Genomic DNA, 24,552 nt, shown 5'->3' with positions numbered 1-24,552 from the left:
CCATCGACGTAGGTCCTGTGCGCGGCACACCCGTGCCCGGGACCGCGGCGGTCCCGGGCACGGTGTGGTGGCGTCCTACAGGTGCGTCGGCTCGAACATCCGCAACAGCGCCGGGAGGACGACGACCGAGGGGCCGGGCTGTGCCATCGCCTCGGCCAGGTCGTCGGCGAGCGTCTCGGGGCTCGTACGGACCGCGGGGACGCCGAAGGACTCGGCGAGGGCCACGAAGTCCGGGCGGGACAGTTCCGTCGCGCTGGTCTCGCCGAACGCGTCGGTCATGTACTCGCGCAGGATGCCGTAGCCGCCGTCGTCGACGATCAGCCAGGTGACCGGGAGGTCGTACTGACGGGCGGTGGCGAGTTCCGCGATCGAGTACATCGCGCCGCCGTCGCCGGAGACCGCGAGGACGGGTCTGGTCCGGTCGGCGGCGGCCGCGCCGATGGCCGCCGGGAAGGCGTAGCCGAGGCCGCCTGAGCCCTGCGCGGAGTGCATGGTGTTGGGGTGGCGGGCGTCGAAGGCGGCCCACGCCCAGTAGGCGAGGATCGTCATGTCCCAGAAGCTGGGGGACGTGTCGGGCAGGGCGGTCCGGACCTCGGCGACGAGGTGCTGTTCCAGCGTCAGTCCCTGAGCGGCGATCCGGTCCCGTATCCGGCCGAGCACCGTCGCGACGCGCTCGGCGGCGGCCGGGTCCTCGCGCGGGGTGACGGCTTCGAGGAGTTCGGAGAGCGCGTCGCGGGCGTCGGCGTGGATGCCGAGGGCCGGGTGGTTGGCCTCCAGCTTCCCGGCGTCGGCCTCGATCTGCACGACGCGGCCGCGGGGGGCGAACGTGTAGTAGTTGGAGGAGAGTTCACCGAGGCCGGAGCCGACGACGAGCAGGACGTCGGCGTCCTCCAGGAAGTCCGTCGTGTGCCGGTCCTCCATCCAGGACTGGAGCGAGAGCGGGTGCTCCCACGGAAAGGCGCCCTTGCCGCCGTACGTGGTGACGACGGCGGCACCGACCCTCTCCGCGAGGGCGCGCAGCTTGCCGGACGCGTCGGACCGTACGACTCCGCCGCCCGCGATGATCGCCGGGCGCTCCGCATGCGACAGGAGATGGGCGGCGACGGCGATGAGCTCGGGTCGGGCGTGCACCTCGGGCGGGGTGGCGTCCATCGCCGTGACGACGGGCAGCGTCGTGGGTGCGACGAGTACGTCCTCGGGGATCTCGATCCAGACCGGGCCGTGCGGGGCCGTGAGCGCGGACTCCCAGGCGGCGGCGATCGCGGACGGGATCTGCGAGGCGGTACGGACGGTGTGGACGGACTTCACGATGTCGCGGAACGACGCCTTCTGGTCGCGCAGTTCGTGCAGGTAGCCGTGGCGCCCGCCGCCGAGCCCCGCGCTCGGGATCTGGCTGGAGACGGCCAGTACGGGGGCGGAGGCGGCCGCCGCCTCCTGGAGTGCGGCGAGCGAGGTCAGCGCGCCCGGTCCGGTGGACAGGAGCAGCGGGGCGACCTCGCCGGTGATGCGCCCGTAGGCGTCGGCGGCGAAGCCCGCGTTGTTCTCGACGCGCAGGCCGACGTAGGTCAGGGACGAGCGGCGCAGCGCGTCGAACATACCGAGCGCGTGCTGCCCGGGCAGGCCGAAGACGGTGGTCGCGCCGAGGCCCTGGAGGGTCTCGACGACGAGGTCGCCGCCGTTGCGTCCGGGCGGGGGGTTCAGGGCGGCGGCGATCTGGGCGGGGGTGAGCTCGGGCCGCTCGTCGTGGTCGTGGCTCACTTCTGGCGGGCCTCCGCGACCGGGTTCCGGGCCTCCGCGATCTGGCGGGTCATGATCGTCGTCAGTTCGTACGCGGTGTGCGAGGCGGCGACGGAGGTGATCTCAGCGTGGTCGTACGCCGGGGCGACCTCGACCAGGTCGGCGGAGACCAGGTTGCAGGAGGACAGCCCGCGCACGATCTCCAGCAGCTCCCGGGAGGTGAGGCCGCCGGCCTCGGGGGTGCCGGTGCCGGGGGCGTGGGCCGGGTCCAGGACGTCGATGTCGATGGAGATGTAGAGCGGCCGGTCGCCGATGCGCTGACGCAACTGGTCGGCGACCTCGTCGACGCCGCGCCGCATGACGTCCGCGGAGGTGACGATGCCGAAGCCCATCTTGGCGTCGTCGGTGAGGTCCTGCTTGCCGTACAGCGGGCCGCGGGTGCCGACGTGGGAGAGCGCGGACGTGTCGAGGATGCCTTCCTCCACGGCCCGGCGGAACGGGGTGCCGTGGGTGTACGCGGCGCCGAAGTAGGTGTCCCAGGTGTCGAGGTGCGCGTCGAAGTGGAGCAGCGCGACGGGACCGTGCTTCTTGGCGACGGAACGCAGCAGCGGCAGCGCGATGGTGTGGTCGCCGCCGAGCGTCATCAACCGGGCGCCGGTGCCGAGGAGGTCGTCGGCCGCGGCCTCGACCGTCTCGACGGCCTCGTTGATGTTGAAGGGGTTCGCGGCGATGTCCCCGGCGTCGGCGACCTGCGCGAGGGCGAACGGCGAGGCGTCCTGCGCCGGGTTGTACGGGCGCAGCAGCCGTGAGGCCTCCCGGATCGCGTTGCCGCCGAAGCGGGCGCCGGGCCGGTAGGAGACGCCCGAGTCGAAGGGCACACCGACGACGGCGACGTCCGCCCGGCCGACCTCGTCGAGGCGGGGCAGCCGGGCGAACGTCGCGGGTCCGGCGTACCGCGGGACGCGGGACGAGTCGACGGGGCCGCGCGGCGTTTCGTTGCTGCTCATGGGGCGGGTGGCCTTTCCTTCGGTGCCTTCGGCGCGTTCGGTCTTCGGTGCCTCGGGCTTCTTCGGTTCCTTCGGTGACGCGCTGCTTCGAGTGTGCCGGATCCCCCGGGACGGCACGGAGCCACGCGTACGACTCCGCTGATGACGCTAGGGGGCGGGGCGGCGACCCTGAAGTGTATGTTTCCTCCATTCTCGGACCACCGAACGGATGAAACGTCCATGCCCCACTCCCCCGCCGGACCGCCCACCCCGCCCGTTCCGCTGGCCGGGCTGCTGGCCCTGGAGGATCTCGGGCTCCGCCTGATCGCGGGGCCGGACGACGCCGAGCTGCTGTGGGTGCACACCTCGGAGATGGCGGACCCGTACCCGTACCTGCTCGGCGGCGAGCTGTTGCTGAGCGCCGGGGTGCTGCTCACGGACCCGGACACCTACGTGGCCCGACTGGTGGAGGCGGGGGCGGCCGCGCTGGGTTTCGGGGTGCGGCCGGTGCACGACACGGTGCCGCCGGAGCTCGTCGCGGCGTGCGACCGGCACGGGCTGCCGCTGGTGGAGGTCCCGCCCGGGACCCCGTTCACCGCGATCGCGCGGGCGGTGTGGGGGCTGATGGCCGCGGCGCGCCACCGCGAGCTGCGCCGGGTGACCCGGGCCCAGCAGGCGTTGGCGACGGCGGCGGCACGGCCGGACCCGATTCCCGCGGTGCTGCACCAGCTGGCGGTCCGGCTGTCGGGGCGTGCGGCACTGCTGGCGGCCGACGGCGAGGAACTGCACGCGGCGGGCCCGCCGCCGGCCCCTGAGGTACGGGCGGCACTCGCCCGGCTGGCCCGGGTGGTCGCCCCGGGCGTCCGCCCCGCTCCCGCCTCGGCCACCGACGCCCTGGGCGCCTCCCATCTGTCGGCGTACGCGCTGGGCGGCGGCCGGCAACTCGCCCTGACCCTCGCAACGGACCACCGGGAGGCGGGCGATCACACCGTCGCCGGCATCGCGGTCGTCCTGCTCTCGCTGCTGGCCGCCCCGCACCAGGGCGCCGGCGCGGCCGGCCGCTCGGCGGCGCTGGTCCGGCTGCTCCTCGGCGCGGACCCGGCGGACGTCGCGCCACTGCTGGGCGGCGACGGCCGGTGGGCGGTGGTGCACGCGCGCCGCAGCGCCGGTGCGGTCGCGGACCCGCTCACGGTGGGCGCTCTCGGGGCGGCCCTGGGCTCGGCACTCGTGGACGCGGACCGGGACGGCGGCACCGTACGGGTCCTGGTCCCGGGCGGCGACCGGATCACCGCGCAGCCGGGATGGACGCTCGGCGCCTCGGCCCCCGCCCCGGCGGACGCCCTGGACGCCGCCGACGCCCAGGCCGGGCGCGCACTCGGCCGGGCGGAGGCGACCCGCGCCCCGCTCGCGGTGGACGCACCGCTCTCCGGCCTCGCCGCCCTGCTCCCGCCGGGCCCGGCGGCCGACCGCGCCCGCGCCCTGCTCGCCCCGCTCACCGCGCCACTCGCCGAGACCCTGCGCTGCTGGCTCTCCCTGCACGGCAGCTGGGACCGCACGGCGGTGGCCCTGTCCGTGCACCGCAATACCGTCCGCCAGCGCATCGCACGGTGCGGGGCGTTGCTGGAGATGGACCTGGACGACATGGACGTACGGACGGAGTTGTGGCTCGCGCTCCGGCAGGAGTGATCCCGCCCGCGTCCCGGCGGAGGCCGGACGTTCTCCGTCAACTGCCTTGCGTTGGAGCGCAGTCCAGCACCTAGCGTGCCCACCATGACGACACCTCAGCACAAGATCGGTTCGGGCTTCGGCGCCCGGAGCACCGTGGACGACGTCCTGAGCGGGATCGACCTGACCGGCAGCACGGCGATCGTCACGGGCGGTTATTCGGGGCTCGGCCTGGAGACGACCCGCGCCCTGGCGGCCGCCGGGGCCCGCGTCGTCGTCCCTGCCCGGCGCCCGGCCGTCGCCCAGGAAGCGGTCGAGGGCATCGACGGCGTGGAGACCGACGACCTCGACCTGGCCGACCTCGACAGCGTCCGAGGTTTCGCCGAGCGGTTCCTGGCCTCGGGGCGCGAGATCGACATCGTGATCAACAACGCCGGGATCATGGCCTGCCCCGAGACACGGGTCGGCCCGGGGTGGGAGGCACAGTTCGCCACCAACCACCTCGGGCACTACGCACTGGTCAACCGTCTCTGGCCGGCGATCGCCCGGGGCGGCGCGCGCGTGGTCGCCGTGTCCTCCGGGGCCCACGGCATGGGTGTGCGCTGGGACGACGTGCACTTCGAGCGCGGCTACGACAGGTGGGAGGCGTACGGGCAGGCGAAGGCGGCGAACGTGCTGTTCGCCGTGCACCTCGACGCACTCGGCCGTGACGCCGGGGTCCGGGCGTTCGCCGTGCATCCGGGCAGCATCCTCACTCCGCTGCAACGCCACCTCGCGAAGTCGGACATGGTCGACGCGGGCTGGATCGACGAGGCCGGAAACCCGACCGATCCCACCTTCAAGTCGCCCGCCCAGGGCGCGGCGACGCATGTCTGGGCGGCGACCTCCCCCCAGCTGGCGGGCATGGGCGGCGTGTACTGCGAGGACTGCGACATCGCCGAGCCCGCCGGCGAGGGTGCGGAGGGCGGCGTGCACGCACACGCCACTGATCCCGGACAGGCCGCGCGCCTCTGGGCGTTGTCGGCCGGCCTCACGGGCGTGGACGCCTTCGCGGAGGCCCGCTGAGGGCTGCCCGGCGATCCCTGTGGACCACGGCGCCCGCGCGCCGTGGTCCGCGACGGCATCGGTGACGAGGAGTACGTGGCCCCGCTCACGGTGCTGCGCAGGATGGTCGCCGACGTAGAGGACGACGGGAACCGCCCGCCCGGCTGCGGGGCGGGCGGGCGGATCCTCCGGCCCTCGTCACTCCTTCCGGAGCGGCACCTCCCGCATCAGCCAGGCCGCCAGGAAGATCACCGCCCCGAGCAGCGCGGCGCCGAGCAGCACTCCGTGCAGGCCTTCGGTGACCGCTGTCCGTACGGCGTCCCGGACCCCGTCCGGCATCCGGCGCACCGCCTCGGGCGTCCAGGACGCACCGCCTTCGGGCATACCGGCCGAGTGGAGCCGGCTCGTGTACACGGCACCGAGCACCGCGATGCCCAGCGAGCTCCCGATCGTACGGATGAGGGTGGTGGTTCCGGTCGCGGCGCCCATGTCGCGCGGTGTCGCGCTGTTGATGGTGACGAGCAGCGTGCTCTGCATCAACAGGCCCATGCCCACGCCCGGTACGAGCGTCAGCGCGGAGGTCACCGCCGTGGGTGTGCCGGCGTCCACCGTCATCAGGACGAGCGCGCCCAGGACCGTCAGCGCGCCGCCGATGACGGGGTACGGGCGGTAGCGGCCACCGGCCGCGAGGACCTTGCCGAGCAGGAGTTGGGCGCCGAACATCCCCGCCATCAGCGGGAGCAGCAGCATGCCGCTGGCCGTCGAGGAGGCGCCGCGGACGAACTGCATGTACAGCGGCAGATAGGCGGCCGCCCCGAGCATGGCGGCACCCGTCAGGAACGTGAGCACCTGGGCGACCGTGAAGTTGCGGTCGGCGAACAGCCGGGGCGGGATGACCGGTTCGACGGCGCGCCGCTCGACCCGGGCGAACCAGGCCAGGGCGACGGCTCCGGTCACGCCGAGGCCGATGATCTGCGGTGACGACCAGGCGTACGTCGTACCGCCCCAGCTGCCCAGCAGGGTCAGGGCCAGGATGGCGGCGCACAGCAGGCCGGCCCCCGCGTAGTCGATCTGCGCCTTGACCCGCTCGGTGTGCAGGCGCAGGCGCAGCCCGACGACGAGCAGGGCGAGTGCACCGATGGGGACGTTGACGTAGAAGACCCAGCGCCAGTTCAGCTGGTCGGTGAGGAAGCCGCCGAGCAGCGGCCCGCCCACCAGCGCGACCGGCATCATGGCACCGATCATCGCCTGCGAACGGCCCGCCTGGGAGGGCGGCAGCATGACGCCGATGATGGAGATGGCACCGACCATGAGCCCGCCCGCGCCGAGACCCTGGACGGCCCGGAAGGCGATGAGCTGCCCCATGTCCTGGGCGAGTCCGGAGAGTACGGAGCCCGCGAGGAACACCGTGACCGACCAGATGAAACTGCCCTTGCGCCCGTAGAGGTCGCCCAGCTTGCCCCAGATGGGGGTGGAGAGGGAGGCGGTGAGCAGATAGGCGGTCACCACCCAGGACAGGTGGTCGAGGCCTCCCAGGTCGCCCACGATCGTGGGAAGGGCCGTGCCGACGATCGTGCCGTCGAGCAGGCCGAGCATCAGGCCGAGGAGGAGGCCGAACAGGACGAGTTTCGACGGGCCTCCGCCCTCCTCGGCGGGTGGCCCGGAGGCCGCAGGTCCTTGCCGGTCGTGCGTGTCGCTCGTGTCGCCCGCGTAATGGCTCATGGTCGCCCCGAATCCGGTGATGAGTCGTCAGGCCGCGTACGGGGTTGCGGCCCTGGCCTCGCGCAGCGCGTGCGCCCACCAGGCCAGCTGGTCCAGCAGCGCCTTGGCCGCCGCGTCGACCTGGGCGTCGTCCACGGTGCCGTCCGTGCCGAACCGGCCGTAGGCGTTGTGGAAGCTGACCGTGTTGCGGATGGTCGTGGCGTTCAGCTCGGCCATGACGACGCGGAGCTGTTCCACGGCGCGCAGGCCGCCGGAGAGGCCTCCGTAGGAGACGAAGGCGACCGGCTTGGCGTGCCACTGCTCGTTGTGCCAGTCGATGGCGTTCTTCAGCGAAGCGGGAAAGCTGTGGTTGTACTCCGGCGTGACGAAGACGAACGCGTCGGCCGCCGCGAGGCGCGGTGACACCAGGGCGAGAGCCTCCTCCACACCCGGCGCCGGCGGCTGCCCGAACGCGGGCAGGACGGTGGGCAGCGGGGTCTCGGCGAGGTCGACGACATCCGTCGCCATGTCGTCGCGCTGGGACAGGTGCCCCTTCAGCCACTGGGTGACGACGGGAGCGAAGCGGCCCTCGCGGGTGCTGCCGACGACGACGGCGACGCGGAGCTGCGGGCGGGTGCTGGTCATGGGTCCCCCTGGAGGCAATGAATGTGTACTGCGTATCCCTTGGCGTACAACGTACACGCCAATGTGTACGTCGTCTACTGACGGATACGCTGTACGCTGACCGTCCATCGAGAGAGAAGGGGACGTCCATGGCCGGCCAGAAGAAGGACAGCGGCAAGGACGGCCGGGCGGGCGGCAGGACGGGGCCTGACACGTCCCTCTGGCAGCGCCTGGAGCAGCCGGCGGCCGCACCTCGCGCCTCACTCACCCTGGAGCGGATCGGGGCCGTCGCCATGGAGATCGCCGACGCGGAGGGTTTCGCCGCCGTCACCATGCGCAGGCTCGCCACGGAACTGGGCGTCGCCCCCATGGCCGCCTACCGTCACGTCTCCGGCAAGGACGACCTGTGGGCACTGATGGCCGAGCGGGTGGCCGCGGAGATGCGGATCCCCGACGAGGTGACCCAGTGGCGCGAGGTGCTGCGCGCCTTCGGCCTGCTGACCCGGGACACGATGCTGCGGCATCCGTGGGTGGGGCAGTTGCCCACCCATCTCTTCGTGCTCACGCCCGGCCGGCTGGCCATCGCCGAACGACAGCTGGCGGCGCTCGACGGGCTCGGCCTCGACGAGGACGCGATGATGGTCGCGTTCCGAACCGTCAGTGCCTTCGCCCACGGCGCGGGACAGTCGGAGGTGGCCCTGCGGGAATGGACCGAGTCGGCGGGCTGGTCATCCGGCGACGAGACCCGGCTCGGCCTGGCGCCGCAGATGATGTACCTGATGGACACCGGCCGCTACCCCACGTACAAGCGCTACGGACAGCGCGCGACCCGCAAGGACGACGCGACCTGGGCGTTCGAGACGGGCCTGGACTGCGTACTGGACGGGATCGCCGCCCGGCTCGGCATCTGAGGCGACCCCCGGGAACGGCCTTCGCCACCCGAGGGCCCGCGCCCCGCCCCACACCATCCGGCACCTGAGGGCGCGAGCCCCGCGAGCGGCATCCGACACCCAGGGACCGGACCCCGGGCCCGGCATGGACGCCCTCCCCGTCGGCGTGCTCAGCATCACCCTGGACAGCCCCGGTGACCGCCGGGTAACTTTTACCCAAGGCTGAGCAAGCGCTTAGCCAAGCCGAGCGAAGCCGACCAGGGAGGCACCCCGTGCGCCGTACGGTATTCAACGAGGACCACGAGGCGTTCCGGGAGACCATCCGCGCCTTCATCGCGGCCGAGGTCGTGCCCGTGTACGACGAGTGGTTCGCGGCCGGCCAGGCCCCGCGCGACTTCTACCTGAAGCTCGGCGAGCTGGGTGTCTTCGGCATCACGGTGGACGAGGAGTACGACGGCGCGGGCATCGACTCGCACAAGTACGAAGCGATCATCTACGAGGAGACCGCGCGCGCGGGCGTCTCCTTCGGCGGCTCCGGTGTGCACACGCTGCTCGGCCTGCCCTACGTCAAGATGCTCGCCACCGACGAGCAGAAGAAGCGCTGGCTGCCCAAGTTCACCACCGGCGAGGAGATGTGGGCCCTCGCGATGACCGAGCCGGGGACCGGCTCCGACGTCGCGGGCATGAAGACCACCGCCAAGCTCTCCGAGGACGGCACGCACTACGTCCTCAACGGCTCCAAGACCTTCATCACCGGCGGCGTGCACGCCGACCGGGTGATCGTCTGCGCCCGCACCTCCGCCCCGCGCGAGGACGACCGCCGCTTCGGCATCTCCCTGTTCGCCGTCGACACCAAGTCCGAGGGCTACTCGATCGGCCGCAAGCTCGACAAGCTCGGCCTGCGTGTCTCCGACACCGCCGAGCTGGCGTTCGTCGACGTGAAGGTCCCGGTCGAGGACCTGCTCGGCGAGGAGAACAAGGGCTTCGGCTACCTCGGCACCAACCTGGCCTCCGAGCGCTGGGGCATCGCCTTCGGCGCGTACGCGCAGGCCGCGGCGGCCGTCCGGTTCGCCAAGGAGTACGTGCAGGACCGCACGGTCTTCGGCAAGACCGTCGCCTCGTTCCAGAACACCAAGTTCGAGCTGGCCGCCTGCCAGGCCGAGGTGGACGCGGCCCAGGCCGTCGCCGACCGCGCGCTGGAGGCCCTGGACGCCGGTGAGCTGACCGCCGCCGAGGCCGCCTCCGCGAAGCTGTTCTGCACCGAGGTCGCGCACCGCGTGATCGACCGCTGCCTCCAGCTGCACGGCGGCTACGGCTTCATGAACGAGTACCCGATCGCCCGCCTGTACGCGGACAACCGCGTCAACCGCATCTACGGCGGCACCAGCGAGGTCATGAAGTCGATCATCGCGAAGTCCATGGGCCTGTAGAGCGGCTACGTTCTCTCCATGAGCTCAGAACCGGACGCCCTGCTCGATCTGCTCCACCTGCTCGACCTGGAGCAGATCGAGCAGGACATCTTCCGGGGCACCAGCCGTTCGGCGATCGTGCCCCGCGTCTTCGGCGGACAGGTCGCGGCCCAGGCGCTCGTCGCCGCGGGCCGGACCGTCCCCGCGGACCGGCCCGCCCACTCCCTGCACGCCTACTTCCTGAGGGCCGGGGATCCGGGCGCGCCGATCGTCTACAGCGTCGACCGCATCCGGGACGGCCGCTCCTTCACCACCCGGCGGGTCGTCGCCGTCCAGCACGGGCAGCCGATCTTCCACCTCTCGGCGTCCTTCCAGACGCACGAGGAGGGGCTGGAGCACCAGGCGGACATGCCGGCCGCACCCGACCCCGACACGCTGCCCACGGCCGCCGAGATGCTGCCGCGGTACGCGGACCGGTTCAGCGACCCGACGGTCGTGGACCGGCTGATCGAGGCGCGGGCCGCGGTCGACCTGCGGTACGTGGACGCCCCGCCGTTCGGCACGGTCGGCGAACCGCGCGAGCCCCGCTCGCAAGTGTGGTTCCGCACCAACGGCAAGCTGGCGGACGATCCGCTGCTGCACGTCTGCATGGCCACGTACGTCTCCGACATGACGCTGCTCGACTCGGTGCTCCTCGCCCACGGGCGCGGCGGCTGGGCGGTCGGTGACGTGGTGGGCGCGAGCCTGGACCACGCGATGTGGTTCCACCGCCCGTTCCGGGCCGACGAATGGCTGCTGTACGACCAGGAATCGCCGTCCGCGTCCGGTGGGCGCGGGCTCGGTCAGGCCCGGATCTACACCCAGGACGGCCGGCTGGCGATCACCGTCATCCAGGAGGGCGTCGTCCGGGTCCCCCGGGAGGGCTGAACGAACCGCACGGCCACGCGTCGGACATGCCCGGCCCGGCTGCGGACATACTCCCCACCATGAGTGACGAGAAATCTGCTGGTGGGGAGTCCACGTTCACCGTCATCGTGGCGGCGGCGGCCAACCTCGGCATCGCCGTGGCGAAGGCCGTCGCCGGGCTGATCAGCGGATCGAGCGCGATGCTCTCCGAGGCGGCCCACTCCGTCGCCGACACGGTCACCGAGGTACTGCTGCTCACCGCGCTCAAGCGCAGTGAGAAGCCCGCCGACGAGGAACACCCGCTGGGCTACGGCCCCGAGCGGTACATCTGGGCGATGCTCGCCTCCGTCGCCACATTCGTCGGCGGCGCGGTCTTCTCGCTGTACGACGGCATCCACACCCTGACGCAGGGCGAGGATCTCGGCGATCCGCTCATCTCGTACATCGTGCTGGGGGTCGCCTTCCTCCTGGAGGGATACTCCCTGCGCACCGGACTGCGGCAGGTGCGCGGCGAGGCCGCCCGGCTGGGCGCCGCCCCCACCCGGTACCTGCGCCGCACGCCCGACACCGCGGTCAAGGCCGTGGTGATGGAGGACTCGGCGGCTCTGGTCGGACTGCTGCTCGCCGCGGGCGGGCTGCTGGGCGGCCAGCTGACGGGCTCGGGTGTCTGGGACGGCATCGCGTCGATCCTGATCGGCGTGCTGCTCGTGTACGTGGCCTGGGTGCTCGGCCGTTCCAACGCCCAGCTGCTGATCGGCCGTCCCGTGCCCCCGTCGATGCGGACGGGGGTGCGGGAGGAACTGCTCACGGTGCCGCACATCATCGACGTCCTGGAGCTGACCACACTCATCCAGGGGCCGTCCGAGATCCTGATCGCCGCGAAGGTCGACTTCCGGGACGTGGCCAGTGCCGAACAGGTCGAGTGGGCCTGCGAGGAGGCGGAACAGCAGCTGCGGGAGCGGTATCCGTCGATCAAGCGGGTGTATCTGGACCCGACGCCGGGGGTGGCCCAGCGCCGCCGGGCCCGGGCCGGAGGGAATCCGGTGGTCGGGCCCGGCGACGGGGAGGGCAACGGGGACGGCGGAGGGCTGTTCACCGACCGCCTGGACAACCCTTAGCCAAGGGTGCGGAAGAACTCGGTGACGTCCTTGACCAGCAGTTCCGGCTGTTCCAGCGAGAGGAAGTTGCCGCCACGGTCGAGCTCGGTCCAGCGCACCACGTGGTGGTCGCGCTCGGCGAACCGGCGGATCGCGACGTCGGCCGGCAGCGCGACGGCCACGGCGGTCGGGACGGTGCCGCGGTCCTTCGGCGCCCACGCGGACGGGTCGTGGGCCATCTCGTAGTAGAGGTGCGCGGATGAGCCCGCCGTACCGGTGAACCAGTACACGCTGATGTTGGTCAGCAGGTGGTCGCGGCCGATGGCGTCCTCGGGGAGCTCACTCGCCGGGTCGGTCCACTCCTTGAACTTCTCGGTGATCCAGGCCAGCTGCCCCACCGGGGAGTCGTGCAGGCCGAAGGCCAGGGTCTCGGGGCGGGTCGACTGGATGGCGTTGAAGCCCATCTTGTCGACGCGGAAGTTCTGCAGGCGCTCCAGCCGGGTCTGCTCGGACTCCGTGAGCCCGGCGAAGTCCGCCGGGTCCTCCGAGGGGAAGGTGACCAGGCCGTTCACATGGATGCCCGTGACGGCGTCGGGGGCCAGGCGGCCCATCTCCGCGGCGATCCAGGCGCCGCCACCGTTGCCCTGCACTCCGTAGTGCCCGTGGCCGAGCCGGTCCATGAGGGTGGTGAAGGCCGCGGCGATCCGGCCCGTGGTCCAGCCGGCCGAGGTGAGCGGGCCGGAGAAGCCGACACCCGGCGTGGAGGTGACGACGACGTCGAAGTCCTGTGAGAGCGGTTCGATGACGTCGATGAACTGGACGAACGAACCGGGCCAGTCGTGAATCAGCAGCAGCACGGGGGCGTCGGCCTTCGCCGAGCGGACGTGGACGAAGTGGACGTCCTGGCCGTCGATCTCCGTGAGGAACTGCGGGAACTCGTTCAGCCGAGCCTCGGCCGCGCGCCAGTCGAACCCGTCGGCCCAGTACGCCGCCAGGCCCTTCAGGTAGTCGGCGGGAACGCCCCGCGTCCAGCCCTCGACCCCCGGCAGACCGGTGTTCCAGCGGGTGCGGGCGAGGCGGTGGCGCAGGTCGTCGACGTCGGCCTGCGGGATCTCGATCCGGAAGGGGCGGATCGCCGTGGCGGCTGCGTCCTGGGCGGTGCGGGCTGCGGTGGCGCTGCTGTTCTCCATGGACAGAACTCTAGGATGGCATCAGGAAAGGTTCGTTCCTAATGAGGGAGCAGTGTCCGGACCATGCTGGAAACCTCCGCACGCCTGCTCAGACTGCTGTCCCTGCTCCAGTCGCCGCGCGAGTGGCCGGGCACCGAACTCGCCGAGCGGCTGGGGGTGAGCGGCCGCACCGTGCGCAACGACATCGAGCGGCTGCGCACGCTCGGCTACCCGGTGGACGCCACCCGGGGATCGGCCGGCGGCTACCGGCTGGCCGCCGGGACGGCGATGCCGCCGCTGCTGCTGGAGGACGACGAGGCGGTCGCGGTGACGATCGCCGTGCGCACGGTCGCGCGGAGCGCGATGCCGGGCATGGAGGAGACCTCGCTCCAGGCGCTGGCCAAACTGGAGCAGGTACTGCCGTCGCGGCTGCGCCGGCGGGTACGGGCGCTGCAGCAGTACACCGTGCCCGTGCCCGCCGACCGGGCGGACCCGGGCATCGACACCGAGCTCCTGATGACGCTGGCATCGGCCTGCAGGGACCGCGAACGCCTCCGGCTGGACTACCGGGACCACGCGGGGACGCCGAGCCGCCGGCTGGTGGAACCCCAGCGCGTCGTCAACTGGGGGCGCCGCTGGTATCTCGTCGCGTGGGACGTGGACCGTGAGGACTGGCGGATGTTCCGGGTGGACCGGATCACGCCGCGCACGCCGTCGGGCCCGCGCTTCGCGCCGCGCGAGGACCCGGAGGGGGACGCCGCCGTCTATGTGGCGGGCAAGGCGTCGGCGGCGGCCTGGCGCCACCGGGCGCGGGTCACGGTGCACGCGCCCGCGGCAGCCGTGCTGGAGCGGATCAACCCGGCGGTGGGCGTGGTGGAGGCCGTCGACGAGCACACCTGCGTGCTGGCCACGGGGGCGGACTCGCTGGACGGCCTCGCCGTCCATCTCGGGATGCTCGGCCACGACTTCACCGTGACGGAGCCCGCCGAGCTGGTCGCGCACCTGCGCGATCTCGCCGCGCGGTACGCCCGCGCCACCCCCGCACCGCCCCCGCCCGCTCAGAGCAGTCCGGCCGCGTCCAGCAGGTAGGCGGTCATCGGGTCGTAGAACCGCGGGTCCAGCACGTGGTCGTCCAGCGGGACGGCCACCTGGAGGGTGCCCTCGGCCTCCCCCAGGAACAGGGCCGGGTCGTTGCAGTCCGCGTATCCGATGGCGTCCAGTCCGCGCTGTGCCGCACAGCCGGCCCAGCCGTGGTCGGCGACCACCAGATCCGGCATGGGGCGCCCCTCCCGCTCCAGGCCGTCCAGGATCGCCGCCATCGGGGCCGGGGAGTGGGTGTGCCAGAGGGTCGCGCCGCGCTCCTGAACGGCGACATCGGCGAACTGGAAGACCATGCCCTCGTCGGCCATGAGCCCGGACGGGATCGTCATGATCTCGCAGCCGGCCGCCCTCAGGGCGGCCGCCGTCTGCCGGTGGACGTCCAGGAGCCCGCCCGGGTGGCCGGTGGCGAAGAGCACCCGCTCGGCCGCGTCGGCCGCCTTCCGGAGCCGGGCCGCGGCCCGGTCCAGGGCGGCCACGGTGAGCTCGGGGTCGATGGTGTCCTGGCCGAACCGGTGCTGGGGGTCGTCGCTGACACCGCACCTCTCCGCCATGACCGCCAGGACGTCCTGCTCGTCGCGCCACCGGTCGCCGAGCTCGAGTCCCAGCCAGAAGTGGCGGTCGCCGTTGGCGAGCTTGCGGTAGTGGGAGAGGTTGTTGTCGCGCGGGGTCGCGACGTCTCCCGCTATGCGCGTACGGACTAGGTGGTCGACGAGGGCGGCACGGCTGGGTATCGGCATGAACCCATTGTGCCGTGGGGTGTGCGCAGCGTGCCGCCCGTATTGAGGGGTGGGCGCCCCTGGGTGCGGCGCCGGTCAGACGGGTTTCCGCTCGCCCGCGGCCGCGAAGGCCCCCCGCGCCAGCCGGTGCAGCAGCGCCGCCGTGTCCGTGCGGCCGGGCAGCGCTCCGGGGCGGCCCAGGTGCGGGGTGGAGTTCAGGAGGCCGAAGACGGCGTGGACGGTGGCCCGGGCCTCGTGCTCGGGGAGGGCCGGGTGGAGGTCGCGGACGACGGCGACCCACACCTCGACGTACTCGCGCTGGAGCCGGCGCACCCGCTTGCGGTCGGTGTCCCGCAGGCGGTCCAGCTCGCGGTCGTGCAGGGTGATCAGGGGGCGGTCGTCGAGGGCGAAGTCGATGTGGCCCTCGATGAGCGCGTCCAGGAGCGCCTCGGGGGAGCTGTCTCCGGAGGCGTCCTCGGAGACCCGCAGCTGTCCGCCTGCCAGCAGCCGTTCGCTGATGCCGACGAGCAGCTCGGCGAGCATCGCGTCCTTGCCGGGGAAGTGCCGGTAGAGGCCGGGGCCGCTGATGCCGACGGCGGCGCCTATCTCGTCGACGCCGACGCCGTGGAAGCCGCGCTCGGCAAAGAGGCGGGCGGCCTCCTTGAGGATCTGCTCGCGGCGGGTGGGGGCCGCGACGCGGGCGGCGGCATGGGTGCTCATGAGCAGTCATTCTAGACAGGCGCGTTAGCGGTCGTTAACCTATGAACGACGTTAACGCTCACTAACAACCTCTCCCGCTCACCGTCGTGGGTGAGGTCGTCACACTGCGGTACGGGCAAGGGGGCTCGACAGGATGCAGCAGGCACCGGTGCTGGCGAGCGCGGCCGATCCCGCCTCGGAGGCCTGGCAGGCCAACGAGGCGGCGCATCACGCGCTCACCGACGAGCTGCGCAAGCGGCTCGCGACGGCCAGGCTCGGCGGGGGTGAGAAGTCCCGCGCCCGGCATGTGGCGCGCGGCAAGCTGCTGCCCCGGGAGCGGGTCGACACCCTGCTCGATCCGGGCTCGCCCTTCCTGGAGCTGGCCCCGCTGGCGGCCGAGGGGCTGTACGGGGGCGCCGCGCCGGCCGCCGGGGTGATCGCCGGGATCGGCCGGGTCAGCGGCCGGGAGTGCGTGATCGTCGCCAATGACGCGACCGTCAAGGGCGGCACGTACTACCCGATGACCGTGAAGAAGCACCTGCGGGCGCAGGAGGTGGCGCTGGAGAACCGGCTGCCGTGCCTGTACCTGGTGGACTCGGGCGGCGCCTTCCTGCCGATGCAGGACGAGGTGTTCCCGGACCGCGAGCACTTCGGGCGGATCTTCTACAACCAGGCCCGGATGTCCGGAGCCGGTATCCCGCAGATCGCGGCGGTGCTGGGGTCCTGCACGGCCGGTGGGGCGTACGTCCCCGCGATGAGCGACGAGGCTGTGATCGTCCGGAACCAGGGGACGATCTTCCTGGGCGGGCCGCCGCTCGTGAAGGCCGCGACCGGCGAGGTCGTCACCGCCGAGGAGCTGGGCGGCGGCGAGGTCCACTCCCGGACGTCGGGGGTGACCGACCACCTCGCGGAGGACGACGCGCACGCACTGCGGATCGTGCGGAACATCGTGGCGACCCTGCCGGACCGGGGCGCGCTGCCGTGGTCCGTGCAGCAGGTGGACGAGCCGAAGGTGGATCCCGCCGGTCTGTACGGGGCGGTCCCGGTCGACTCCCGGACCCCGTACGACGTACGGGAGGTGATCGCCCGCGTCGTCGACGGCTCGCGCTTCGCCGAGTTCAAGGCGGAGTACGGGACGACGCTGATCACCGGCTTCGCGCACATCCACGGCCATCCCGTCGGCATCGTCGCGAACAACGGCATCCTGTTCTCCGAGTCCGCCCAGAAGGGCGCGCACTTCATCGAGCTGTGCGACCAGCGCGGCATCCCGCTGGTCTTCCTGCAGAACATCTCCGGCTTCATGGTCGGCCGCGACTACGAGGCCGGCGGCATCGCCAAGCACGGCGCCAAGATGGTCACCGCCGTCGCCTGCACCCGCGTGCCGAAGCTGACCGTGGTGGTCGGCGGCTCCTACGGGGCGGGCAACTACTCCATGTGCGGCCGGGCCTACAGCCCCCGCTTCCTGTGGATGTGGCCCAACGCGAAGATCTCCGTCATGGGCGGCGAGCAGGCCGCGTCCGTCCTCGCCACGGTCAAGCGCGACCAGCTGGGCGACGACTGGAGCGCCGAGGACGAGGAGTCGTTCAAGGCTCCGATCCGCGAGCAGTACGAGACCCAGGGCAACGCGTACTACGCCACCGCCCGGCTCTGGGACGACGGCGTGATCGACCCGATGGAGACCCGGCAGGTGCTGGGGCTGGCCCTGACCGCGTGCGCCAACGCCCCCTTGGGCGATGCCGGCTTCGGCGTCTTCCGGATGTGAGGAACAGATGACGATGTTCGACACGGTTCTCGTCGCCAACCGCGGCGAGATCGCGGTCCGGGTCATCCGGACCCTGCGCGAGCTGGGGGTGCGCTCCGTCGCCGTCTTCAGCGACGCGGACGCGGACGCCCGGCATGTACGGGAGGCCGATACCGCGGTACGGATCGGTCCCGCACCGGCCGCCGAGAGCTATCTGAGCGCGGACCGGCTGCTGGAGGCCGCCCGTCGCACGGGCGCCCAGGCCGTCCACCCCGGCTACGGCTTCCTCGCCGAGAACGCGGGCTTCGCCCGGGCCTGCGCGGAGGCGGGGCTGGCCTTCATCGGGCCGCCCGCCGCCGCCATCTCGCTGATGGGCGACAAGATCCGGGCGAAGGAGACGGTCTCGACGGCCGGCGTCCCGGTGGTGCCCGGCTCCACGGGCAGCGAGCTGACCGACGGCCAACTGGCGGACGCGGCACACGAGATCGGCATGCCGGTACTGCTGAAGCCCTCCGCGGGCGGGGGCGGCAAGGGCATGCGGCTGGTCCGCGACGCAGCACTGCTCGCGGACGAGATCGCCGCCGCCCGGCGCGAGGCACGCGCCTCGTTCGGTGACGACACCCTGCTGGTGGAGCGGTGGATCGACCGCCCGCGCCACATCGAGATCCAGGTGCTGGCGGACGGCCACGGCAACGTGGTGCACCTGGGCGAGCGCGAGTGCTCGCTCCAGCGCCGCCACCAGAAGATCATCGAGGAGGCGCCCTCGGTCCTGCTCGACGAGAAGACCCGGGCGTCGATGGGCGAGGCGGCCGTGCAGGCCGCCCGCTCCTGCGGGTACGTGGGCGCGGGGACGGTGGAGTTCATCGTCCCGGGCAACGACCCCGCCTCGTACTACTTCATGGAGATGAACACCCGCCTCCAGGTCGAGCACCCGGTGACCGAGCTGATCACCGGCCTCGATCTGGTGGAGTGGCAGCTGCGCGTCGCGTCCGGCGAGCAGCTCCCCTGCACCCAGGACGACATCACGCTCACCGGGCACGCCGTCGAGGCCCGGATCTGCGCCGAGGACCCTGCCCGCGGCTTCCTTCCCGCGGGCGGCACGGTGCTGGCGCTGAACGAGCCGCAGGGCGGCGGAGTGCGGACGGACTCGGGGCTCGCCGAGGGCGGCGAGGTCGGCAGCCTGTACGACCCGATGCTGTCGAAGGTGATCGCGTACGGCCCCGACCGGGCCACGGCGCTGCGCCGGCTGCGGGCAGCACTCGCGGACACGGTGGTCCTCGGTGTCCCGACCAACGCGGGCTTCCTGCGCCGGCTGCTCGGCCACCCGGCCGTGGTGGCGGGCGACCTGGACACCGGGCTGGTGGAGCGCGAGGTGGACGCCCTGATCCCGGACGGTGTGCCGGAGGAGGTGTACGCGGCCGCGGCGCTGCTGCGCCGGCACGCACCCGCCGTGAGCCGCACCGGTGCCACCGGGGGCTGGGCCGACCCGTTCTCGGCCGGTGACGGCTGGCGGCTCGGCGGCACCCCGGCGCGTACGGTGCGGCACTTCCGGATCCCCGGCCACGACCCGGTCCAGGTGGGCCTGCGGCCGCGCGGCGGGGGCGCCGAGCTGACGTTCGGCCACGTCGGGGAGGGCGCGCAGCCACCGGTCCCCGAATCGGGCACCTGCGGTCCGCTGGGCCCGCTGCCCGGGAGTGCCGAGACGGCCAGGGCCCTGTCCGTCGACGGGGGCCGCATCACCCTCGAACTCGCCGGTGTCACGCACGCGTTCGCGTACGCCGCATCTCCGGAGGGCTACTGGCTCGGCCGGGACGGCGACACCTGGCACGTCCGGGACCACGACCCGGTGGAGGCGTCGTTGACCGGCGCCGCCCGCTCCGGGGCGGACACGCTCGCCGCGCCCATGCCCGGCACCGTCACCGTGGTGAAGGTGGCCGTCGGGGACGAGGTCGCGGCCGGGCAGAGCCTGCTGGTGGTGGAGGCGATGAAGATGGAGCACGTCATCTCCGCCCCGCACGCCGGCACCGTGACCGAACTCGATGTCACCGCCGGGACCACGGTGGCCATGGACCAGGTACTGGCCGTGGTCGTACCGGCGACCGCCACCACCGGGGAGCAGGCATGACGAGCGAGCGCATCCTGCCCATGACCGTGACCGCGGCGGATCTGCCCGCCCGGGTCCGTATCCACGAGGTCGGCGCCCGCGACGGGCTGCAGAACGAGAAGACGGTCGTGCCGACCGAGGTGAAGGCGGAGTTCATCCGCCGGCTCGCGGTCGCCGGCCTGACCACGATCGAGGCGACGAGCTTCGTCCACCCCAAGTGGGTTCCCCAACTGGCGGACGCTGAGCAGCTGTTCCCGATGCTCGGCGACGTAGGGGACGTGGGAGACGTGGCGCTGCCGGTCCTCGTGCCGAACGAGCGGGGGCTGGACCGGGCGCTGGCTCTCGGGGCACGCCGGATCGCCGTCTTCGGCTCCGCGACGGAGACGTTCGCGGCCCGCAACCTCAACCGCACGATCGACGAGTCGCTCGCCATGTTCGAGCCCGTCGTGGCCCGCGCCAAGGCGGACAAGGTACATGTGCGCGGCTACCTGTCGATGTGCTTCGGCGACCCGTGGGAGGGCCCCGTCCCGGTTCACCAGGTCGTCCGGGTCGCCAAGGCGCTGATGGACCTCGGCTGCGACGAGCTCTCGCTCGGCGACACCATCGGGGTCGCGACCCCCGGCCACGTGCAGACCCTGCTGTCCGGGCTGAACGAGGCGGGTGTGCGCACCGACACGATCGGCGTGCACTTCCACGACACGTACGGGCAGGCCCTCTCCAACACCCTTGCCGCGCTCCAGCACGGTGTGTCCACCGTGGACGCCTCCGCGGGGGGCCTCGGCGGCTGCCCGTACGCGAAGAGCGCGACCGGCAATCTCGCCACCGAGGATCTCGTGTGGATGCTCGACGGCCTCGGCATCGAAACCGGGGTCGACCTCGACGAGCTCACCGCCACGAGCGTGTGGCTCGCCGGACATCTGGGCCGACCCAGCCCGTCCCGTACCGTCCGCGCACTCGCGGCGCAGTGAACGCCCACAAGGAGTGACCACCCCATGTCCCTGGACCACCGGCTGACCGCCGAGCACGAGGAACTGCGCCGCACCGTCGAGGAGTTCGCCCACGACGTGGTCGCGCCGAAGATCGGCGACTTCTACGAGCGCCATGAGTTCCCGTACGAGATCGTGCGGGAGATGGGACGGATGGGCCTGTTCGGGCTGCCCTTCCCGGAGGAGTACGGCGGGATGGGCGGGGACTATCTCGCCCTCGGCATCGCCCTGGAGGAGCTGGCCCGGGTCGACTCCTCGGTGGCGATCACCCTGGAGGCCGGGGTCTCGCTCGGCGCGATGCCGGTGTTCCGCTTCGGCACCGAGGAGCAGAAGCGGCAATGGCTGCCGAAGCTCTGCTCCGGCGAGGCGCTCGGCGCCTTCGGCCTGACGGAACCGGACGGCGGCTCGGACGCCGGCGGCACCCGCACGACGGCGGTGCGCGACGAGGCGACGGGCGAGTGGGTGATCAACGGCTCCAAGTGCTTCATCACCAACTCCGGTACGGACATCACCGAGTTGGTGACGGTCACCGCGGTGACCGGCCGCAAGGAGAACGGCGCCCCGCGCATCTCGTCGATCATCGTGCCGTCCGGCACCCCCGGGTTCACGGTCGCCGCCCCGTACTCCAAGGTCGGCTGGAACGCCTCGGACACCCGGGAGCTGTCCTTCACCGACGTGCGCGTCCCGCTGGAGAACCTGCTGGGCGAGGAGGGCCGGGGTTACGCGCAGTTCCTGCGGATCCTCGACGAGGGCCGGATCGCCATCTCGGCTCTCTCGACGGGCCTCGCGCAGGGCTGTGTGGACGAGTCGGTGAAGTACGCCGCCGAGCGGCACGCGTTCGGGAAGCCGATCGGCTCCAACCAGGCGATCCAGTTCAAGATCGCGGACATGGAGATGCGGGCGCACATGGCCCGGATCGGCTGGCGGGACGCGGCGTCACGGCTGCTGGCGGGCGAACCGTTCAAGAAGGAGGCGGCGATCGCGAAGCTGTACTCCTCGACCGTGGCGGTGGACAACGCCCGCGAGGCGACCCAGATCCATGGTGGCTACGGCTTCATGAACGAGTACCCGGTGGCCCGGATGTGGCGCGACTCCAAGATCCTGGAGATCGGCGAGGGCACGAGCGAGGTGCAGCGGATGCTGATCGCCCGGGAGCTGGGGATGCCGGCCTGACCGCGGGGCGGGGGCGGGGCGCGGGCCGTGACCTGCGCCCCGCCCCCGCAATCCGTTCGACAGCGGCCTCCCCGGCCCGGCAGAGTCTGTCCATGAAACCTCGGCACTGGCCCCTGTACGGGCTCCGCATCCGCACGCCCCGTCTGGAACTGCGCCTTCCGGAGCTGGAGTTGCTGGACGAGCTGGCCTCCGTCGCCGCCGACGGTGTGCACTCGGCCGACACCATGCCCTTCACCGTCCCCTGGACCGACTGCCCGCCCGCCGAGCGCGGCCGGGCGGTCTTCCAGCACGTACTGAGCAGCGTCGCCAACTGGCAGGTGCGGGACTGGTCGTTGAGCCTCGCGGTGCTGCACGAGGGCCGGGTGGTCGGGCGCCAGGACCTGATGGCGACGGACTTCGCGGTGACCGGCGAGGTCGGGACCGGCTCCTGGCTGGGGCTCGCGCACCAGGGCCGGGGCATCGGCACCGAGATGCGGGCCGCCGTCCTGCATCTCGCCTTCGCCGGCCTGGGCGCCGGTGCGGCCGTCTCGACCGCGATGACGGACAACCCGCGCTCGCTGGGCGTCTCGCGGCGGCTCGGCTACCTCCCTGACGGGCTGACGGTCGCGGCGCTGCGGAAGGACCGTGTGACGCTCCAGCGGCTGCGCCTGGAGCACGCGCGATGGGAGGAGCACCGCTCGGTCGAGGTCACGGTGGAGGGGCTCGACGGCTGCCGGGCGATGTTCGGCGCATGAGCCTGCCGGCGCACGTCCGCGTCCGGAGCACGGGGGTCTCGGCAGGCTCGACAGTTCATGAGGTTAGGCTAACCTTCCCTCGAACTTGTCACCGGCCGGTTTCCGGCTCGTACGAAAGCGGACTCCGTCATGCGCACTTCCCGAGTGTCCCGTCCCACCCGCCGCGGCCTGCTGGCCATGGGCGGCGCCGTCGGCCTGGGTGCCGTGCTCGCGGCCTGCGGTGACAGCGACTCGAAGGACTCCGGTTCCACCGGCTCCAAGAGCGCCGACGCCGGGCCCTGGAGCTTCAAGGACGACCGCGGACTGACGGCCGAGGCCAAGTCCGCCCCGAAGAACATCGTCGCCTTCACCGGCGTCGCAGCCGCGCTCCACGACTACGGCATCGAGGTCAAGGGCGTCTTCGGCCCGACGAAGACCAAGGACGGCAAGGCCGACGTGCAGGCCGGCGGCCTGGACATCGGCAAGGTCGAGATCCTCGGCAACGTCTGGGGCGAGTTCAACGTCGAGAAGTACGCGGCGCTCGGCCCGGATCTCCTGGTCACCGCGATGTGGGAGAAGGACGCCCTCTGGTACGTGCCGGACGCGTCCAAGGACAAGATCCTGAAGCTCGCCCCGAGCGTCGCCCTGTGGGCCGCCCAGACCACGATCCCCAAGGCGATCCAGCGTCACGAGGACCTCGCCGCCTCGCTCGGCGCCGACGTGAAGGCCAAGACGGTCACGGACGCGAAGGCCCGCTTCGAGAAGGCCGCGGCCCGGCTGCGCGCCGCCGCGAAGTCCAAGCCCAACATCAAGGTGATGGTCGGCTCGGCCAGCCAGGACCTGTTCTACGTGTCGCTCGCCAAGACGTCTGCCGACACCCTGTACTTCCAGGAGCTGGGCGTGAAGTTCGTCGAGCCGAAGGTGAACGCAGCGGGCTTCTTCGAGGAGTTGAGCTGGGAGAACGTCGGCAAGTACGACGCCGACATCATCATGATGGACAACCGGTCCTCGGCCCTGCAGCCCGAGGCCCTGACCTCCAGGCCGACCTGGGCGCAGCTGCCCGCCGTCAAGGCCGGCCAGGTCGTCCCGCGCACCACCGAGCCGATCTACAGCTACGACAAGTGCGCGCCGATCCTGGAGGACCTCGCGAAGGCCATCGAGAGCGCGAAGAAGACCGCCTGACCATGACGACCGCCGCCCGGCCCGACGTCGACCCCTTCCGCATCTTCGGCCTGACCGTCCTGCGCACCAGGCGGCTGGGGCCTTCCATGCTCCGGGTCACGTTCGGCGGGCGGGGGCTCGACGGGTTCGCCTCCGGGGGCCGCGACCAGAGCCTGTCGCTGTTCCTGCCGCACCCCGGACAGCCGGAACCAGTCGTTCCGGTCGATAACGAGGGCAACTGGTTCGGCCCCTGGCGTGCGCTTCCGGCCGAGGTGCGGGCGGTGCTGCGCTCGTACACGGTCCGCGCGCAGCGGCGCACCGGCGACGGTCCGGCCACCGAGATCGACATCGATTTCGCGCTCCACGAGGACGGCGGCCCAGCCTGCCGCTGGGCCGCCGCGGCCTCCCCCGGCGACGTGCTCAAAGCGCTGGGGCCGGCCGTCGAGGACAACACGGCCGTCCGTTTCCGCCCGCCCGAGGACACCGACTGGGTGCTGATCTGGGCCGACGAGACGGCGCTGCCCGCCGCGACGGCAGCCCTGGAGTGGCTGCCGGGCCACCTGCGGGCCCGGGTCTGGCTGGAGGTCCCGCACACCGGGGACCGCCGGACTCCCGACACCGCGGCCGACGCCCGGATCACCTGGCTGGTGCGGGACGGGACGGGCACTCCGGACGCCGTGGAGGCCGTGCGCGCGGCGGAACTGCCCGCAGGGACCCCGTACGTCTGGATCGCGGGCGAGGCGTCCACCGTGCGGGAGCTGCGCCGGCATCTGGTGCGCGAGCGCGGCTTCGACCGCAGGCGGGTGACGTTCGTGGGTTACTGGCGTCGCGGCCTGAGCGAGGAGCAGCTCCGCGAGGCGGCGGAAGCCGGCCCGTCGGGCGGGTGAGCCCGCCCGGGACACCCAGGGCCCGCCCGTCGACCGAGGACAG

The 24,552-nt window shown here is 72.4% G+C and carries 21 protein-coding genes; 14 read left to right on the top strand and 7 right to left on the bottom strand.

Features of this window, described 5'->3' with window-relative positions:
* Window positions 1–75: 75 nt before the first annotated feature.
* Window positions 76–1,758 carry a thiamine pyrophosphate-binding protein gene (locus OG538_RS23950; protein ID WP_406096790.1) on the bottom strand — a complete coding sequence of 561 codons (1,683 nt, stop codon included), beginning with the start codon at window positions 1,756–1,758 and terminating at the stop codon, window positions 76–78.
* Window positions 1,755–2,744 (bottom strand): agmatinase, encoded by a 990-nt coding sequence (speB, locus tag OG538_RS23945; protein WP_406096788.1) that lies wholly within the window; start codon window positions 2,742–2,744, stop codon window positions 1,755–1,757. The genes OG538_RS23950 and speB overlap by 4 nt, the downstream gene beginning before the upstream one ends.
* A gap of 219 nt (window positions 2,745–2,963) precedes the next feature.
* Between speB and OG538_RS23940 the strand changes: the two genes are divergently transcribed.
* The gene (locus OG538_RS23940; RefSeq protein WP_406096787.1) at window positions 2,964–4,409 is read left to right on the top strand and encodes a PucR family transcriptional regulator; all 1,446 of its coding nucleotides are present in this window, start codon (window positions 2,964–2,966) and stop codon (window positions 4,407–4,409) included.
* An 84-nt stretch (window positions 4,410–4,493) separates the two neighbouring features.
* Complete coding sequence (locus OG538_RS23935) at window positions 4,494–5,453, top strand: SDR family NAD(P)-dependent oxidoreductase (protein ID WP_406096785.1); 960 nt, start codon at window positions 4,494–4,496, stop codon at window positions 5,451–5,453.
* A gap of 177 nt (window positions 5,454–5,630) precedes the next feature.
* On the opposite strand, the gene OG538_RS23930 is transcribed toward OG538_RS23935, so the two are convergent.
* A complete protein-coding gene (locus tag OG538_RS23930) occupies window positions 5,631–7,154 on the bottom strand; it encodes an MDR family MFS transporter (protein ID WP_406096783.1) in 1,524 nt (507 codons plus the stop codon).
* Between the two features lie 27 nt (window positions 7,155–7,181).
* Window positions 7,182–7,778: an NADPH-dependent FMN reductase gene (locus OG538_RS23925; RefSeq protein ID WP_406096781.1), complete on the bottom strand. Its 597-nt coding sequence runs from the start codon at window positions 7,776–7,778 to the stop codon at window positions 7,182–7,184.
* Between the two features lie 128 nt (window positions 7,779–7,906).
* Between OG538_RS23925 and OG538_RS23920 the strand changes: the two genes are divergently transcribed.
* The 4 genes from OG538_RS23920 (at window position 7,907) to OG538_RS23905 (ending at window position 12,080) form a co-directional block, all read left to right on the top strand.
* Window positions 7,907–8,668, top strand: coding sequence for a TetR/AcrR family transcriptional regulator (locus OG538_RS23920; protein ID WP_406096779.1), 762 nt, complete (start codon window positions 7,907–7,909; stop codon window positions 8,666–8,668).
* A gap of 251 nt (window positions 8,669–8,919) precedes the next feature.
* Window positions 8,920–10,077 carry an acyl-CoA dehydrogenase family protein gene (locus tag OG538_RS23915; protein ID WP_406096778.1) on the top strand — a complete coding sequence of 386 codons (1,158 nt, stop codon included), beginning with the start codon at window positions 8,920–8,922 and terminating at the stop codon, window positions 10,075–10,077.
* Window positions 10,078–10,095: 18 nt separating this feature from the next.
* A complete protein-coding gene (tesB, locus tag OG538_RS23910; protein ID WP_406096776.1) occupies window positions 10,096–10,983 on the top strand; it encodes an acyl-CoA thioesterase II in 888 nt (295 codons plus the stop codon).
* A 26-nt stretch (window positions 10,984–11,009) separates the two neighbouring features.
* Window positions 11,010–12,080, top strand: coding sequence for a cation diffusion facilitator family transporter (locus tag OG538_RS23905; protein WP_406096774.1), 1,071 nt, complete (start codon window positions 11,010–11,012; stop codon window positions 12,078–12,080).
* Here OG538_RS23905 and OG538_RS23900 read toward each other — a convergent pair.
* Entirely contained in the window at window positions 12,077–13,249 is a 1,173-nt protein-coding gene (locus OG538_RS23900; RefSeq protein WP_406096772.1) for an epoxide hydrolase family protein, read from the bottom strand. The two genes, OG538_RS23905 and OG538_RS23900, sit on opposite strands and share 4 nt — an antisense overlap.
* Window positions 13,250–13,312: 63 nt before the next feature.
* Here OG538_RS23900 and OG538_RS23895 point away from each other — a divergent pair, with 63 nt between their 5' ends.
* Complete coding sequence (locus tag OG538_RS23895; RefSeq protein ID WP_406096770.1) at window positions 13,313–14,317, top strand: helix-turn-helix transcriptional regulator; 1,005 nt, start codon at window positions 13,313–13,315, stop codon at window positions 14,315–14,317.
* Here OG538_RS23895 and OG538_RS23890 read toward each other — a convergent pair.
* Together OG538_RS23890 and OG538_RS23885 are read right to left on the bottom strand one after the other, a co-directional pair.
* Window positions 14,287–15,066 carry a phosphatase gene (locus tag OG538_RS23890; protein ID WP_406096768.1) on the bottom strand — a complete coding sequence of 260 codons (780 nt, stop codon included), beginning with the start codon at window positions 15,064–15,066 and terminating at the stop codon, window positions 14,287–14,289. The two genes, OG538_RS23895 and OG538_RS23890, sit on opposite strands and share 31 nt — an antisense overlap.
* A gap of 75 nt (window positions 15,067–15,141) precedes the next feature.
* The gene (locus tag OG538_RS23885) at window positions 15,142–15,765 is read right to left on the bottom strand and encodes a TetR/AcrR family transcriptional regulator (protein WP_406096766.1); all 624 of its coding nucleotides are present in this window, start codon (window positions 15,763–15,765) and stop codon (window positions 15,142–15,144) included.
* Window positions 15,766–15,898: 133 nt separating this feature from the next.
* Here OG538_RS23885 and OG538_RS23880 point away from each other — a divergent pair, with 133 nt between their 5' ends.
* The 7 genes from OG538_RS23880 to OG538_RS23850 all read left to right on the top strand — a co-directional run bounded on the left by OG538_RS23880 (window position 15,899) and on the right by OG538_RS23850 (window position 24,509).
* On the top strand, window positions 15,899–17,506 hold the full coding sequence (locus OG538_RS23880) for a carboxyl transferase domain-containing protein (RefSeq protein ID WP_406096764.1): 1,608 nt from the start codon (window positions 15,899–15,901) through the stop codon (window positions 17,504–17,506).
* Between the two features lie 13 nt (window positions 17,507–17,519).
* Window positions 17,520–19,610: a biotin carboxylase N-terminal domain-containing protein gene (locus OG538_RS23875; protein WP_406100278.1), complete on the top strand. Its 2,091-nt coding sequence runs from the start codon at window positions 17,520–17,522 to the stop codon at window positions 19,608–19,610.
* Window positions 19,607–20,557, top strand: a complete 951-nt coding sequence (locus OG538_RS23870; protein ID WP_406096762.1) for a hydroxymethylglutaryl-CoA lyase — start codon at window positions 19,607–19,609, stop codon at window positions 20,555–20,557. Before OG538_RS23875 ends, OG538_RS23870 begins: the two co-directional genes overlap by 4 nt.
* Before the next feature lie 24 nt (window positions 20,558–20,581).
* Entirely contained in the window at window positions 20,582–21,748 is a 1,167-nt protein-coding gene (locus tag OG538_RS23865; protein WP_406096760.1) for an acyl-CoA dehydrogenase family protein, read from the top strand.
* 92 nt (window positions 21,749–21,840) lie between these two features.
* The gene (locus OG538_RS23860) at window positions 21,841–22,482 is read left to right on the top strand and encodes a GNAT family N-acetyltransferase (protein WP_406096758.1); all 642 of its coding nucleotides are present in this window, start codon (window positions 21,841–21,843) and stop codon (window positions 22,480–22,482) included.
* 177 nt (window positions 22,483–22,659) lie between these two features.
* On the top strand, window positions 22,660–23,643 hold the full coding sequence (locus tag OG538_RS23855; protein WP_406100276.1) for an ABC transporter substrate-binding protein: 984 nt from the start codon (window positions 22,660–22,662) through the stop codon (window positions 23,641–23,643).
* A 2-nt stretch (window positions 23,644–23,645) separates the two neighbouring features.
* Window positions 23,646–24,509, top strand: coding sequence for a siderophore-interacting protein (locus tag OG538_RS23850; RefSeq protein WP_406096756.1), 864 nt, complete (start codon window positions 23,646–23,648; stop codon window positions 24,507–24,509).
* Window positions 24,510–24,552: the final 43 nt, after the last annotated feature.

Origin of the sequence: Streptomyces sp. NBC_01013, assembly GCF_045162765.1 — a bacterium.
Lineage (GTDB): Bacteria > Actinomycetota > Actinomycetes > Streptomycetales > Streptomycetaceae > Streptomyces.
The sequence above is the reverse complement of the archived record's forward strand: the minus strand, read 5'-3'. Positions and strand labels throughout refer to the sequence as shown.